This window comes from Yersinia sp. 2466 StPb PI, assembly GCF_041538325.1.
GTDB lineage: Bacteria > Pseudomonadota > Gammaproteobacteria > Enterobacterales > Enterobacteriaceae > Yersinia > Yersinia enterocolitica_E.
Genome location: NZ_JAULSL010000001.1, coordinates 3,496,387 through 3,512,159 on the forward strand (window position 1 = coordinate 3,496,387; position 15,773 = coordinate 3,512,159).

Sequence of the window (15,773 nt, forward strand, 5' to 3'; positions counted from 1 at the left end):
TTGGATGGGTTTGTGCGCGTAACTATAATATTCTTAACTGCTATGTTTCTAATACTTTGGTTTTGGCTATTTTTATATTTTCGGTAGGTGTTTTTATCGAGACTGATACTCCAACCACTGCAACAGTGGTCACGGCAGTCTGACCCAATACAACTGAAATTCTTAACGAATTCAGGTTGGATAATCTGTAATTCCTTCACTGAATAGATCCCTATTAGTTACTGATAATTTACAGATAACAAACGACACAATCCGCCACTAAGTTAAATACTATTTCACGCCAACAACGATAATAATGAAAAATCTTCTTTTAGCGCCCAAGCCATAACGTCTTGTTTAAATTTCTGGCTTGAGCTGTCCGTGGATTCCCGACACGCATGATAAGAATAGATAATACCAATCACGTCATCTTCGGTTAGCTCCCCATGCTGGCTGGCATAGGCTGAAATGAGTGCTTTCAAATAGAAGAAATCTATAGCTTGTAGATTAAATACTGTAACCGCCGCTTGATCATCCCCCATCGCCAATTGGTCATGATGAATGCGTAACAGAAAATAATTGCGCCATACTGACGGGTATTTGGTAAAAAAGGGCAATGCATACTGTTGCCATGCATTGTTTAATTGTTGCTTATTATTATTTTGCTCAATCAGGTCATTAGTGGCATAGCTCAGCAACGGTTGAGCATAAGCCGCCAGCGTATTTCGCCCCCGAATATCAGCCAGTTGTGCAATAAAATCAGCCAAGAAATTTAATCGCTCATCACCGATAGTCGGCTCTCTCTTCGCCGCAGCCAGTTCATGGGCTGCTTGCCCCACCATCATGGTGGCGATAAGTTCAGTGCGCAGGTTGTCTATCTCAACCATTTTAATTTTACTCACGTCATCCCAGGCTTGATAATTATGTAATAAACAATTTATCGCCCAAAGATTTTCTTCAATATTCGGTTGCTGGCTGGCTGCAATTGCCGCACAAGCGCGATTAACCAACCGCTCTTCAATAACAATATCCGGTGCTTTGTAATAGTCATATTGGTTGATAGTAGAAAAACGCAACGTTAGCGCGTCATCGGAAAATAACGCCTGCCGGGTTACTTCAGGGCAAGAGAGTGACATACTTTTAATTTTCTGATTTTTATAAACATGTTCAACGCGGGGGAAAGTTGCGCAACTGTGACTCAGTGCATGAGCGCCGGCATGTTTGTGAATTTGACATAACCGTTGTTCATCAAGAAAGGGGCAATTCCCCTGACTATCTGGGTGAATATTGGCCCAAGAGGCAAGGCTGGCTTGAGTAACAGAAATCTGGTTAATGGCAATACGTTTAATTTCTGCGTAAGGGCTTTTAATGTATTTTTGATAACGATTTCTATCAAGCGTGACATTTTGGCCTTTGCAGCAGTGTTCGCGACATGCTGTGCCGACACAACTAAATGTCTCCATAAAATCAGGCTGAGTTATCAATAGCTCTTTCACTTAACGCTTCCATTCAATAGTCACCTAAATAACGAGCGGCACATGAAAGTGTAAACTTAAATCGCAATTGATAAATAAAGCAAACACCTTAGAAACTGCTGTACTGGCGCTAAATGTTCAACCGTAACGCCCGGTAATATAATCTTCCGTCCGGCGCTGACGCGGTGAAGTGAACAACGCATCGGTATCGTTATATTCCACCAGGCTCCCTTGATGAATGAAGGCGGTGTAATCCGAGACCCGCGCCGCCTGCTGCATATTATGGGTGACCAGTACCACTGTGTACTGCTGCTTGAGTGTGGTTATCAACTCTTCGATGGTTAGGGTGGATATTGGGTCCAGAGCGGATGTCGGCTCATCGAGCAATAACACCTCAGGTTCAATAGCAATGGCTCTGGCGATGACCAAGCGCTGCTGCTGGCCGCTGGAGAGGCGAAAGGCATTTTCCCGCAACCGGTCCTTCACTTCATGCCACAATGCTGCGGCCCGCAATGAGCGCTCAACAGCATCATCAAGCACCCGACGGTCACGAATCCCCTGCAAGCGCAGGCCATATACCACATTCTCATAAATTGACTTAGGGAATGGGTTGGGCCGCTGAAACACCATGCCAACCCGCCGACGCAATGCGGCAACGTCAGTGGTTTTATCGGTGATAATTTCACTACCTAGCCGGATTTCACCCTCAAGATGGCAGTTATCCAGCAAATCATTCATGCGGTTAAAGCAGCGCAATAAGGTAGATTTACCACAACCAGACGGGCCAATCAGCGCAGTAACACGGTGCTTAGGCACATTAAATGAAATATCGTGCAACACCTGTTTGTCACCATAAAATAAATTGAGCTTTTCGACCGCCAGCGCTGTTTGCTCGTCGGTCAATTGCTGCACATCAAGCAGCGGCAGCGAATCTGGCGTCAAAAGTCCCATATTTCGTCCTGCGGGTTAAAAAGTTCAGTCACAACAATAAACCTCGATATTTTTCACGCAAATGATGGCGAATACCAATAGCCGCTAAATTAAGGCCGACCACAATGATCACCAGCAGCAGAGCTGTGGCAAAGACTAATGGGCGAGCCGCTTCCACATTGGGGCTTTGAAATGCCATATCGTATATCTGGAAGCTCAAATGCATGAACTTACGTTCTAAATGCAGGAACGGGAAGATACCATCGACCGGCAAGAGCGGCGCTGATTTCACCACCCCTACCAGCATCAGCGGCGCGGTTTCCCCCGCAGCCCGTGCCACCGCCAAAATAAGCCCGGTAATCATCGCCGGTGCCGCCATCGGTAACACAATATGCCACAATGTCTCGGCCTTAGTGGCTCCCAGCGCTTGCGAGCCTTGCCGCAAGCTGGTTGGAATGCGCGATAGCCCCTCCTCGGTGGCAACAATCACCACTGGTAACGTCAGCAGCGCTAGCGTTAACGCCGCCCATAAAACGCCAGGGGTACCGAATGTCGGGTTGGGGAGCGCCTCTGGGTAAAACAGTTTATCCAGTGATCCACCAATCAGATAGACAAAGAAACCGAGGCCAAACACGCCATAAACAATAGAGGGCACCCCAGCCAGATTCACCACAGAAATACGGATCATTCGGGTCAACCAGTTTTTGCCGGCATATTCATGTAAATACACCGCAGCAATCACCCCTAATGGCATGACCACGATAGACATCAATATCACCATCAGTACCGTACCAAAAATCGCTGGGAACACACCGCCCTCGGTATTGGCATTGCGCGGATTATCGGTCAGGAATTTCTGAGTTTGTGCTGCCCAATGATGTAGTTTTTGCCCGAAAGTCATGTCATTGGGATACCAGGCGCGGTTAATCTGGCTAAGTGACAGTGGGTGGATTTGCCCATTCATGTCGCGCAATAACAGCGTGTAGCGACTTTGCTCGGTTTGTAGCCCGCGTAATGTTTCCATCATGGCTTGATGGCTACGTTGCAGCGCCCCCCACTCCGCCTCGATACGGTCCTGCGATTTACTGTCAAGGTCGCCATTCATTTGTAGCCGTTTCTTCTCTAGCCGCAACGCCTCAAACTGTTGATTGAGCATATTCATTTGGCGGAACTGAATATCCTGCGCGCGCTTGACCAGACCTTGTATCACAGGAATACGTTTTTGCAGTTCCTGAGCCAAATCATTGCCCACTAACGGTTGGCCGTTATCCAACATGCCAGCGAGGAAACCGTATGCCGTACCATTGTTTTGGCGATCCAGCACCAGCAGATCTTTAGGCAAAGTGCGTTGCTGGATATCACTGTCTAGCAGGCGATGGAAATCCTGACCCTGAATCTCACGGTTACCGGTTTTAATCAAATAGCGGGTTACTGTCTCACCGGCCTGCGACGGTAACATCACGCCGGCTTGTTCTAATTGCTGACGTGACAGCGTCTGCTGTTGATAAATTTCACCAATCATTTTGACCGGGCCTGCCGCCGTTTGCTTAAGCTCAAACAGATAGACCGGGGCGGGCCAGAAATATCGCATCCCTTGGCCTGCCAACAATAATATGATCCCAAGCAACGCCAGCAGGCTGATACTGACAGCACTAGCGGTTAGCCAGATCCACGGGGAACCCGATGCAAACCACTTTTTGGTCACGCCAGACACATTAGGCTTAATGTTCATCACGCCGTCCGCTCCATCTGATAGCGTTCACGCAACCGCAGACGAATAGCCTCGGCCAGTGTATTGACTAAAAAAGTGAAGCAAAACAGCACCAGTGCGGTCAGGAATAGCACCCGATAGTGGCCGCTACCGACGACCGCTTCCGGCATCTCGATAGCGATATTGGCGGCCATCGCCCGTAACCCCTGAAAAATGCTGCCATCAATAATGGGTGTATTGCCGGTCGCCATGAGCACAATCATGGTTTCCCCCACCGCACGGCCAAAACCAATCATCAGTGCAGAGAAGATACCAGCGTAGGCTGAGGGCAGAATGACCCGGGTTAACGTCTGCCACGGGGTCGCCCCTAGTGCCAATGAGCCTTGGCTGAGTGACGGCGGCACACTGAATAGTGCATCCTCTGCCAGCGAAAAGATGACCGGGATCAGAGCAAACCCCATGGCGACACCGACCACCAGCGCATTACGTTGAGAGTAGTTGTCACCCAACCACTCATGTAACGGCCCTCCTAGCACCCACTGCGCCAGTTGTGGTCCCAACCATAATGCGAACCAACCGGTCAGCAGGATAACCGGCAACAGCACAATCACGTCCCAGCCCGCAGGTAACCGCCATTGTGTCTTTTCCACCAGACAACTACTCCCCCAGCCACACAATAAAATAGCCAGCGCCAACAGCGGCGGAAGTAGCAGAATTCCCGTCAGATAATGTTCAATTACCGGAGCCAACCAAATACCAGCAATCAAACCTATAACCACGGTTGGGAATGCCCCCATCATCTCAATGGCCGGTTTAACCACTCGCCGCAAACCTGGCGACATAAAATAGGCCGTATAAATTGCCCCCGCCAAGGCTAATGGAACGGCGAATAACATGGCATAGGCGGCCGCCTTTAATGTGCCGAAAATAATCGGTACCAAGCTGAATTTAGCCTGATAGCTTTCTTCGGCCGAGCTTGATTGCCAAACATAGGCTGGCTCAGGGTAATTCTCATACCACACCCGTTGCCACAAGCTACGCCAGCCAATGTCTGGATAGCGATTGTCCAATTGATAGGTAGACCAACCGGCAGCATTCTCAAGCAGCAAACTATCGCCCCAAGGGGAGAACGCGGCGTCGGTAACGCCGTCAGCTAATTTATGTTGCAGCAAAGGCGTTGACTGGATACTGGAGAAGAGTGATAGCTCGCCTTGTGGCGATAATGAGGCAAAGACCCGACGCGCGCGCTCCGTGGTCAATAAGCCCTTACCTGTTGGAGTGAAACTGCGTATGCGCGTCAAGTGAAATTGATTATCCGGCCCTTTCTGCACATCAAACCATTGGCTGATTACGCCGCCCGGCGCTTGCACCAGCAACGACTTGCCACCTGGTAGCAAAGAGAGGGTCAATGGCCCATCAGACGCATGCTGGTCATCCAGTAACGACACAGTTTCACGCAATTTCAGTTCTGGGCCAAATTGATAGATAGATAACTGCTGGCCGGATAACAGATAGAGCAAACGCCCGTCAGGTGCCAATAACAGTTGACTGACCGTTTTCGGCACATCCGTCAGTTCAGTAACCTGCTGCCCTTGGGCAGTAAACGTCCCTGCCAGCAAGCGGCCATCATCGGTAACGGCGGCAATGGTAAATTGCTGTGGTTGCGGTTCAGCCAGCACCAAATGCTGCAAGCGTTGGCCTTTCAAATCCATAAAACGCGGCTGTTCACCCAGCGGAAATTGCCAGCGTGGCGGTGTGGCTGAGAAATCGGGTTGCAGTAGAGTAAGACGGCCATTGCTCAGGCCAACGCCATACAAAGGTTGCCCATTGGCTGCACGGCTGATTGATACCGGTGGGGGCGATAACCGCTGTTCGCTTATCAGACTACCTGCTGGGGATGCCCCCAGTGCATTGAGCCGAATAAAGTAGCCATAGCCTTGATTATCAATGCGATATCCGATCTGCCCTTGAATATCAATACCCAGCGCGGCCGTCGGCGCACTGCGAGTGACAGCGAACTGATTATGCAAACTGATAGAGGCCGGTTTAAACAACGGTAATACGGCATACAATAGGTAAACGAAAATCAACATCAGTGTCAGCAGCACTAACAAGCCACTACTCGTCACCGCCATGTGCACTAAACGATCAATGGCAGCCCGGCGCTTATCTCTCCCTGATGGTGTTGCTTTGCCTGTTCGCTGCATACTCTTCGATTGCCCCATGCCCCGTCTACTATTATCAATCCAAGCGTATATCTATACCGCCAGATGACCGAGCATCTTATGTCACTTTTGTGGCGTTTGCATGACAATGTTTTATACCCACCATCTTTCAAAATGCAGGTGTGTTGCTCAAACCCGTCTTTGACCAATCTGTCTGTTACTTGCCGCTTTCCTGCAACTTAAGATCGATTGGGTATAAGGTTTAACGGACAAAGTTAACTAATGATATCTGTTGGACTTTCTTGTCAAACTTTCGCAATAATGATTGAGGACACTAAATACTCCCACAATAATCTTACTGGAGTTGCAATGGGTCAGGAAAAGCTCTACATCGAAAAAGAACTTAGCTGGTTATCTTTTAATGAGCGGGTATTGCAGGAAGCAGCAGATAAGAGCAATCCACTCATCGAGCGGATGCGATTTCTTGGCATTTACTCCAATAATCTGGACGAATTCTATAAAGTCCGATTTGCCGATCTGAAACGGCGCATTTTGATCAGCGAAGAGCAAGGCTCTGCCGTGACCTCTCGCCATTTGCTGAAAAAAATTCAGAGCAAAGTGGTGAAAGCCGATCAAGAATTTGATGGGTTATATAATGATCTTTTACTGGAAATGGCGCGTAATCAGATCTTCCTGATTAATGAACGGCAGATTTCCGAAAATCAGCAAGCCTGGCTAAAAATCTATTTTAAACAGCATCTGCGCCAACACATTACGCCGATCTTGATTAACCATGACACCAACCTGGTGCAGTTCTTAAAAGACGATTACACCTATCTAGCGGTGGAGATTATCCGCGGGCAGGAAATTGCCTATGCCCTGCTGGAGATTCCTTCAGATAAAGTCCCGCGTTTTGTCAATTTGCCACCAGAAGCACCTCGCCGCCGCAAGCCAATGATATTACTTGATAATATATTGAGATTTTGCCTCGATGAGATTTTTAAAGGCTTCTTTGATTACGATGCGCTAAACGCCTACTCCATGAAGATGACCCGTGATGCCGAATATGATTTGGTCACTGAAATGGAATCCAGCCTGCTGGAGCTGATGTCGTCGAGCCTTAAACAGCGCCTGACGGCAGAGCCGGTGCGCTTTGTTTACCAACGTGATATGCCCGATGAGATGGTGGAATTACTGCGCAATAAATTGGGTATCTCTAATGATGACTCGGTTATTGCAGGTGGCCGTTACCATAACTTCAAAGACTTTATCAGCTTCCCGAATGTGGGCAAAAGCAATCTGGTTAACCGGCCAATGCCGCGCCTGCGCCATATTTGGTTTGATAAATTCCGCAATGGCTTTGATGCTATCCGTGAACAAGATGTCCTGCTGTATTACCCTTATCACACCTTTGAACACGTATTGGAATTACTGCGTCAAGCCTCTTTCGATCCCAGCGTATTAGCGATTAAAATCAATATTTATCGGGTCGCCAAGGATTCACGCATCATAGAATCGATGATCCATGCCGCCCATAACGGCAAGAAAGTCACGGTAGTGGTAGAGTTACAGGCGCGCTTTGATGAAGAAGCCAATATCCACTGGGCCAAAAGCCTGACCGCCGCTGGTGTACACGTTATTTTCTCAGCACCTGGTCTGAAGATCCACGCCAAATTATTCCTGATTTCCCGCCTTGAAGGCGAGGAGATCGTGCGCTATGCCCATATCGGTACCGGCAACTTCAATGAGAAGACCGCCCGAATCTATACCGACTACTCATTACTGACCGCTGATGCCCGTATTACCAATGAAGTACGGCGGGTGTTTAACTTTATCGAAAATCCTTATCGCCCGGTCAAATTCGATAATCTGATGGTGTCACCGCAGAACTCGCGCTTAATGTTGTATCAATTGATTGATCAGGAAATTATTCATGCTCAGGCCGGAGAAAGCGCCGGTATTACCCTGAAGATAAATAATTTAGTAGATAAAGGTCTGGTAGATAGGTTATATAGCGCCTCCAGTGCTGGGGTAAAAATCCGATTATTGGTACGTGGCATGTGCTCGTTAATCCCCAATATGCCGGGGATCAGCGATAATATTCAGGTCACCAGTATCGTTGACCGTTTCTTGGAACATGACCGGGTCTATGTGTTCGAGAATAAAGGCGACAAACTGGTGTATCTCTCTTCAGCTGACTGGATGACCCGTAATATCGATTACCGTATTGAAGTCGCGGTCTCATTGCTGGATCCGAAATTAAAACAACGGGTGCTAGATATTTTAGAGCTGTTATTCAACGACACGGTAAAAGCCCGTTATATTGATAAAGAACTGAGTAATCGTTATGTACCGCGTGGTAATAGGCGCAAAGTACGTGCACAGATTGCCATCTATGATTATTTAAAAGCGCTGGAACAACCAGACGCATCGAGCTAAAACTATGCCGCTATCCAACAGTTCATCGACCACCAAGCCGCAGGAAATTGCAGCTATCGATTTGGGTTCTAACAGTTTTCATATGGTCATTGCCCGGGTCGTCAACGGCGCGCTACAGGTTTTAGGTCGCCTAAAGCAGCGCGTACATCTGGCTGATGGTTTGGACCACAATAACATGCTTAGCGAAGAAGCCATCGAACGGGGTTTAGCCTGTTTGGCGCTGTTTGCAGAACGCTTGCAGGGTTTCTCACCTGATAATGTGTGTATTGTTGGCACTCATTCGCTGCGCCAAGCTGCTAACGCAGAGGCATTCCTCAAGCGGGCGGCGGCGGTTATTCCGTATCCGATCGAAATCATTTCCGGCCAAGAAGAGGCCCGTCTGATTTTTATGGGCGTCGAACACACTCAGCCGGAAAAAGGCCGCAAGCTGGTCATTGATATTGGTGGGGGTTCAACAGAGTTAGTTATTGGTGAAGATTTTGAGCCTCTGTTGGTAGAGAGTCGCCGTATGGGGTGCGTGAGTTTTGCCCAGCAGTTCTTCCCACACGGTGAGATAAGTAAGGCCAATTTCAAACGTGCCCGTCTTGCGGCAGCACAGAAACTGGAAAATCTGGCATGGCAATACCGCATTCAGGGTTGGCAATATGCGCTGGGGGCATCCGGTACCATTAAGGCCACCTATGAAGTGTTAGTGGAAATGGGCGAAAAAGACGGTTTGATAACACCAGAGCGCCTCGAAATGCTGGTTGAGCAAGTGTTACAATTCAAACACTTCTCAGCCCTGAGCCTGCCGGGATTATCAGAAGATCGCCAGTCGGTATTTGTACCAGGCTTGGCTATCTTGTGTGGGGTATTTGATGCGTTAGCAGTCAAAGAGTTACGCTTATCCGACGGCGCGCTGCGCGAAGGCGTGCTGTATGAGATGGAAGGCCGTTTCCGCCATCAGGATATTCGTCAACGCACGGCAAAAAGCCTGGCGGAACACTATAATATTGACCGCGAACAAGCCCGCCGAGTGCTGGAAACAACCGAACAACTTTATACCCAGTGGTTAGCGCAGAACACCAAGTTGGTGCAGCCGCAGCTTGAAGCATTGTTGAAATGGGCGGCAATGTTGCACGAAGTGGGTCTGAGTATTAATCACAGTGGGATGCACCGCCATTCTGCCTATATCCTGCAAAACACCAACTTACCGGGCTTTAATCAGGAGCAACAACTGCTGCTGGCAACGTTGGTACGAATGCATCGTAAAGGCATCAAGCTGGATGAATTACCGCGTTTAAATTTATTCAAGAAAAAGTATTATTTACCGTTAATTCAGTTATTACGTTTGAGTACGTTACTGAATAATCAGCGTCAGTCGACTACCACGCCAGAGAGTCTGCGTTTGATAACTGACGATAGCCATTGGACATTACGTTTCCCCGTCGGTTATCTGACACAAAATAATCTGGTACAACTGGATTTTGAGCGTGAGCAGGCATACTGGGATGATGTAGTAGGCTGGAAGCTGATCATTGAAGAAGAAGAACCAGAAGCAGCGGATGTGGTTACCGTCAAAGAGTAATCAGAATCAATCCCGATGAGCTGACTCTCGTCAGTGATTCGGGTGACAAATCTGCCGAGAGCAGATTTGAACGCTGCTTGCAGCGGCCTCAACGAGGCGAGGCCCATGGATGGGGCGAGTAGTGAGAGCAGCTAACATTAATTGTGACAAACAACGCTGCAACGCCAAGAGCGAAGGGTAGGAAGGTAAATGATGAGAAGACGGCCAACAGCACAGCTAACAAAAATAATCCTACTGGTGAGCTTTCTCATTCTGTTTGGCCGTTTATTGTATGCGGCGGTCGCTTCTATTTCCCATCATCAGGAGCGCAGGCAGTCACAGCAACTTGAACTGACTGTAGAAGGCGAACCACCTGGCCCCCATGAGAGCGATCTCAGCCCCTAGATGTTTTGTCGTTAATGTTTTAGTGCCTATCCCTACGACTTCAGGGGCAAAGGGTCGTTTTCGAATTAAGGACACACTATGCCAGTGCCGATTATTCCTGTGCCAATTTCTGCCGTTATAAAGAATAAAACTAAAAATAATACGAAAAAACTGGCTGAAATACGCAACCGGATACTTTCTCTATTATTGAATAATAAGGCTTTGGTTGATGGCATTCTTGGCCGTCAGGAAGAGAAAGAAAAGCTCAGCGATGAACAACTGTCCGAGCAAACGTTAGAAATCAGAAGTCTACTTGATGATCTGCATGCTGCCGACCTTGCTGACTTACTGGAGGCGTTGCCTCATGACGAACGTTTGGCATTGTGGCGGTTGGTCAAAAATGAGAAACGCGGCCAAACGCTGGTTGAAGTCTCTGAAACAGTGTGGGATTCGCTGATTAAAGAGATGAGTGATAAAGACCTGTTGAGGGCCATGCGCACTTTGCATGTCGATGAACAGGCTTATTTGGCTGAATACCTGCCACGTAATTTGATGGGCCGCCTGCTCACCTCGTTGGACCCGGATCAGCGCGCCCGAGTGCGGGAAGTTATCCAATATGCCCGTGACACTGTCGGTCAGATGATGGATTTCGAGCTGGTGACGGTACGTGCCGATATTACGCTGGCAGCCGTGCAACGCTATTTGCGTTATCGGAAAAATATTCCCGATGCCACGGATAAAATCTTTGTGGTTGACCGCAAAAATACCTTGCTTGGCGAGTTACCATTGACCTCTATCCTGCTCAATGCGCCCGATGCTAAAGTATTTGAGGTGATGGATAGCAACCCGACCACGTTCCAACCCGAACAGAAAGCAGAGGATGCTGCCGGTGCTTTTGAACGTTATGACTTAATCAGTGCCGCGGTAATTGATGCCAAAGGCAAACTGATGGGTCGTTTGACCATCGAAGAGATTGTTGATGTGGTCAACGAAGAGAGCGACACCACCCTAAGACGCATGGGGGGCTTAAGCCCGGAAGAAGATGTGTTCTCCCCGGTAGGCCGCGCGGTTCGCACCCGCTGGTCATGGCTGGCAATCAACCTCTGTACGGCATTTGTTGCCTCACGCGTGATCGGCTTATTTGAGGACACCATCTCACAATTAGTGGCTCTGGCAGCATTAATGCCGATTGTGGCCGGTATTGGCGGCAATACCGGTAATCAAACCATTACCATGATTGTCCGAGCGTTGGCATTACACCATATTCAACAAGGTAACGTGACCTTCCTGATGTTCAGAGAATTGGGCGTAGCGCTGATTAATGGTCTGGTATGGGGCGGGATTATGGGGGTAGTAACCTATCTGCTCTATGGCGATCCGGCAATGGGAGGGGTGATGACATTAGCCATGATCCTTAACTTGCTGATGGCAGCACTCATGGGGGTTATTATCCCGATGACCATGGCTCGGATGGGGCGTGATCCGGCTATCGGATCGAGTGTTATGATCACCGCCATCACAGATACCGGTGGTTTTTTCATCTTTCTGGGACTGGCAACTATATTCTTGGTCTGACTATTATGCTAATAAACAAATCATTAATTAAGCACTGAGAAGAGGAATAACACTCTACAGTGTTTATCTATACTAAACTTTTGAATATGACCGTATTTTAACGGCGGTATATTCTTTATGTGATGGGTTTTTCCTATCATAATCTAAAGCTGTATGAGCAAAATAAGGCGTTATATGGATCTCAGTGCGTCCGAAAGACCGGCACCTGACAATAGAACCATTATCCACATTACTATCATCAGCATAGTCGTATTTTTGCTCGCACTCTTTTGTATCCAGCTTTCTGAACGGTCAGAAAACCTTGCCCCATTATGGTTCCCGACGGCAGTATTAATGGTGGCGCTGTTCCACCATCCTATGCGCTACTGGTTATGGCAATTATTGGCCGCAGGGATATGTATTGTTGCTGCTAATTTTATTTTATATGGCCTCAGTTGGTTCCCGTTACCCCTAACATTTATCAACCTGGCAGAGGCATCCGCCGGGGCCTGGTTACTGCGTAAATTCCTGCAAACCAAAGACCCGCTCAATAACCTGCTCAGTTGGCTTAAATTCTCGGTTTGCACTGTGATTGTGGTCCCTCTAGCCAGTGGGCTGGCAGCGGCTTGGTATTTATCCCCACAAAACGGGGGCTTTACCCAAGTGCTCACGGTGTGGTTTATGTCCGAAGCGGTAGGCATGTTGGCCTTAGGGCCGGTCGGGTTACTTTACCGTCGAGGTTACTTCAATATCGCGACCAAATCCAAAGCGCTGTTTGATATGATTTTTATGATGATAATATCACTATCAGCTTGTTATATCGGACTGATTTATCTGCCTTTCCCCTTCACTTTTGTCATCATGACGTTGATCTGGACCTCAATCCGCTTACCGCGTTTTGAGACATTTACCATCTGCTTTATGGCAACATTGCTGATTGCATTGATGCTTAATTTCAAGCTGTATACCATTAATTCCGATACTAACCTGTCAATTCAAGCGTTCTCCTTTATTCCTTTATTAATGGTGTTAATTCCGCCCCATGCCATGGCAATGGTAATGCACTCTTTTCGCATGGAGAAAGAGCATATTATTGAAAGCGAAAACCGCTTTCGTAACGCGATGGAATATTCAGCCATCGGTATGGCCTTGGTCTCACCGCAAGGCCAATGGATGCAGGTCAATCAGGCCTTATGCAAGTTATTAGGCTATTCCCAAGAGACATTACTGACCCTGACTTTCCAGCAAATTACTCATCCAGACGATCTCTCTGCGGACCTGAAATTACTCGACGACCTGTATCATGGCCGTATCCCCAGCTATTCGATGGAAAAGCGCTATATTCGCAGCGATGGTGAAATCGTGTGGGCACTACTGGTGGTCAGTGTGGTGCGGGATCACCAACAGCAACCGCTCTATTTCATCTCGCAGGCTGAAGATATCAATGAGCTGAAAAAAACCGAGATTATTAACCGCCGCCTAATGGAGCGTATTACGCTGGCTAACGAGGCTGGGGGGATCGGTATCTGGGAATTGGATATCAAAACGCAGGTTATCAGTTGGGATAAGCGGATGTATGAACTCTATCATATTCCTTTTAATACCCAGGTTGATGAGCGTGTTTGGCAGAAATACATTCATCATGAAGATATCAATCGGGTTAATCGCGAATATAGCGCCGCCCTCAAGCAGCGCCAGCCATACCGTCTGGAATTCCGGCTGTTATTACCGGATGGTGAAATTGTCCATCTGCGTAATCAAGCCAATATGATATGTGATAAAAATGGCAATATTCTGCGTCTGATTGGTACCACGCTGGATATGACGGAAATCAGAAATCTGACGGAAGCGCTGCACGAAGAGAAAGAGCGACTGCATATCACGCTGGACTCCATCGGTGAAGCTGTGGTCTGTACCGATCAGGAGATGAAGATTACCTTTATGAACCCGGTGGCCGAGAAAATGACTGGCTGGGCAAATACCATCGCATTGGGCCAACCGGTCAACCATATCATCAAGTTGACTAACGGCGTAGACGGCGCGGAGATTGATAACCCGATAGAGCATTGCCTTAATCATCGCCCCTACTCTTCGTTCAATGAGTCAATGGTATTACACCATCGTGATGGCCAGCATTATGATATTCAGGAGTCGGTCGCGCCGCTGAAAACGTTGGAAGGGGACATTGTCGGGGCGGTACTGGTGTTCCAGGATGTCGGCGAATCGCGCGCAATGATGCGCAAACTCAGCCACAGCGCCTCTCACGATAATCTCACAGGTCTGCCAAACCGCGCCAATTTTGAGAATAAATTGAAAGCGGCAATCCAAATTAGCGTCGAACTTAACCAACAACATGCATTGGCTTTCCTTGATTTAGACTATTTCAAAGCCATTAATGACACTGCCGGGCATCCCGCAGGAGACGCATTATTGAAAGAGTTGAGCCAGTTGATGCGCCAGCACTTACGTAACAGCGATTGTGTTGCACGCCTCGGCGGTGATGAGTTTGGCTTACTGATGCTCAACTGCACCCTACCCCATGCCAAAGCCATTACCCAAAGTCTGGTATCACTGATTAATGGCTATCATTTCTACTGGGAAGATAAGCTCTATCGTATTGGGGCCAGCGCCGGTGTGACGCAAATAAGTAGCAATAACAATCAGCGCAGTGAAATTATGGCACAGGCAGATATCGCCTGTTACACCGCTAAACACAGTGGACGCGGTCAGGTTTATCTCTATCAGCCACGGCAAAAGCAGCTATTAGCACGCCAACACGAGCTGTTGAGCAGGGAAGATGTTGAGAATATTCTCAATGATAACCAACTGGTATTGCAACTCACCCCAACCGCGCCCCCCAGAACGCCATTGTCTGTCTGTTTCTATCAAATCAGTTTCGAGGTTAATCGGCCACATGGCCTTAACGTCAGCCAGGCTGAGTTTCAGGAAGCCGCGCTGCTCTATAGCTTGCTGCCGCAGATTGATAATTGGGTCTGTGAGCAACTGTTAATGACACATGCCCAAGCTATCAAACATAAAGGGCTGGCGCTGGCTATCCCGCTGTCAGAGGCGGCGCTGCTCAAAGAAGAGTTTCGCCAATCATTGCTGACCTTGGTGCGGCAAACCGTACTGCCAACACAAAGTCTCTATTGGATGGTCGATGAATCCACCTTACTGCAATACCCCTTCGCGATTGGCAATTTTCTCGCCAAATTGCAACAACTGGGCTGTAAACTCATCGTTAAAGAGTTTGGTCATAACCTGAATGATTTCGAGTTACTGGCGGATCACACTATCGATTATCTTAAGTTTAACAGCGAGTTAATTTCCCATATCCATATTAACCAGATGGATGAAGTGCTGGTCTCTATCATTAATGGTACCGCTCAGCGAGCCAATATCGCCACTCTGGCTGGGCCAGCAGAACTCCCTCTAACGCTCAATAAACTGATAACCATCGGTGTCGATTTAGCTGACGGTGAAACCATCAGCCCGCCGCAACCGTTGTCTGATTTACTCGACAGTGGCTATTTTGCGATTAAATAACCGGCTCGTCATGTTGCATCCTCAACCATGATTAAAAAATCACT

The 15,773-nt window shown here is 48.1% G+C and carries 9 protein-coding genes; 5 read left to right on the plus strand and 4 right to left on the minus strand.

From position 1 onward, the window contains the following. Window positions 1–275: 275 nt before the first annotated feature. The 4 genes from fliB to Q2T72_RS15910 form a co-directional block, all read right to left on the minus strand. Window positions 276–1,475: a flagellin lysine-N-methylase gene (fliB, locus tag Q2T72_RS15895; protein WP_372569452.1), complete on the minus strand. Its 1,200-nt coding sequence runs from the start codon at window positions 1,473–1,475 to the stop codon at window positions 276–278. A 117-nt stretch (window positions 1,476–1,592) separates the two neighbouring features. Continuing rightward, window positions 1,593–2,405 carry a phosphate ABC transporter ATP-binding protein PstB gene (pstB, locus tag Q2T72_RS15900; protein WP_083163277.1) on the minus strand — a complete coding sequence of 271 codons (813 nt, stop codon included), beginning with the start codon at window positions 2,403–2,405 and terminating at the stop codon, window positions 1,593–1,595. Between the two features lie 28 nt (window positions 2,406–2,433). Next, window positions 2,434–4,116, minus strand: coding sequence for a phosphate ABC transporter permease PstA (gene pstA / locus Q2T72_RS15905; RefSeq protein ID WP_372569906.1), 1,683 nt, complete (start codon window positions 4,114–4,116; stop codon window positions 2,434–2,436). Then, entirely contained in the window at window positions 4,116–6,302 is a 2,187-nt protein-coding gene (locus tag Q2T72_RS15910) for an ABC transporter permease subunit (RefSeq protein WP_083163273.1), read from the minus strand. Before Q2T72_RS15910 ends, pstA begins: the two co-directional genes overlap by 1 nt. 327 nt (window positions 6,303–6,629) lie before the next feature. Here Q2T72_RS15910 and ppk1 point away from each other — a divergent pair, with 327 nt between their 5' ends. From ppk1 to Q2T72_RS15935, 5 genes are all read left to right on the plus strand, one after another. Further along, complete coding sequence (gene ppk1, locus Q2T72_RS15915) at window positions 6,630–8,699, plus strand: polyphosphate kinase 1 (RefSeq protein WP_083163271.1); 2,070 nt, start codon at window positions 6,630–6,632, stop codon at window positions 8,697–8,699. Between the two features lie 4 nt (window positions 8,700–8,703). Beyond that, entirely contained in the window at window positions 8,704–10,266 is a 1,563-nt protein-coding gene (ppx, locus tag Q2T72_RS15920; protein ID WP_083163269.1) for an exopolyphosphatase, read from the plus strand. A 192-nt stretch (window positions 10,267–10,458) separates the two neighbouring features. Continuing rightward, window positions 10,459–10,650, plus strand: a complete 192-nt coding sequence (locus Q2T72_RS15925; RefSeq protein ID WP_083164142.1) for a YfgG family protein — start codon at window positions 10,459–10,461, stop codon at window positions 10,648–10,650. Window positions 10,651–10,728: 78 nt separating this feature from the next. Continuing rightward, the gene (mgtE, locus tag Q2T72_RS15930; RefSeq protein ID WP_083163267.1) at window positions 10,729–12,204 is read left to right on the plus strand and encodes a magnesium transporter; all 1,476 of its coding nucleotides are present in this window, start codon (window positions 10,729–10,731) and stop codon (window positions 12,202–12,204) included. Between the two features lie 174 nt (window positions 12,205–12,378). Continuing rightward, on the plus strand, window positions 12,379–15,729 hold the full coding sequence (locus Q2T72_RS15935; RefSeq protein WP_193784799.1) for a diguanylate cyclase: 3,351 nt from the start codon (window positions 12,379–12,381) through the stop codon (window positions 15,727–15,729). The last annotated feature ends 44 nt before the right edge of the window (window positions 15,730–15,773 follow it).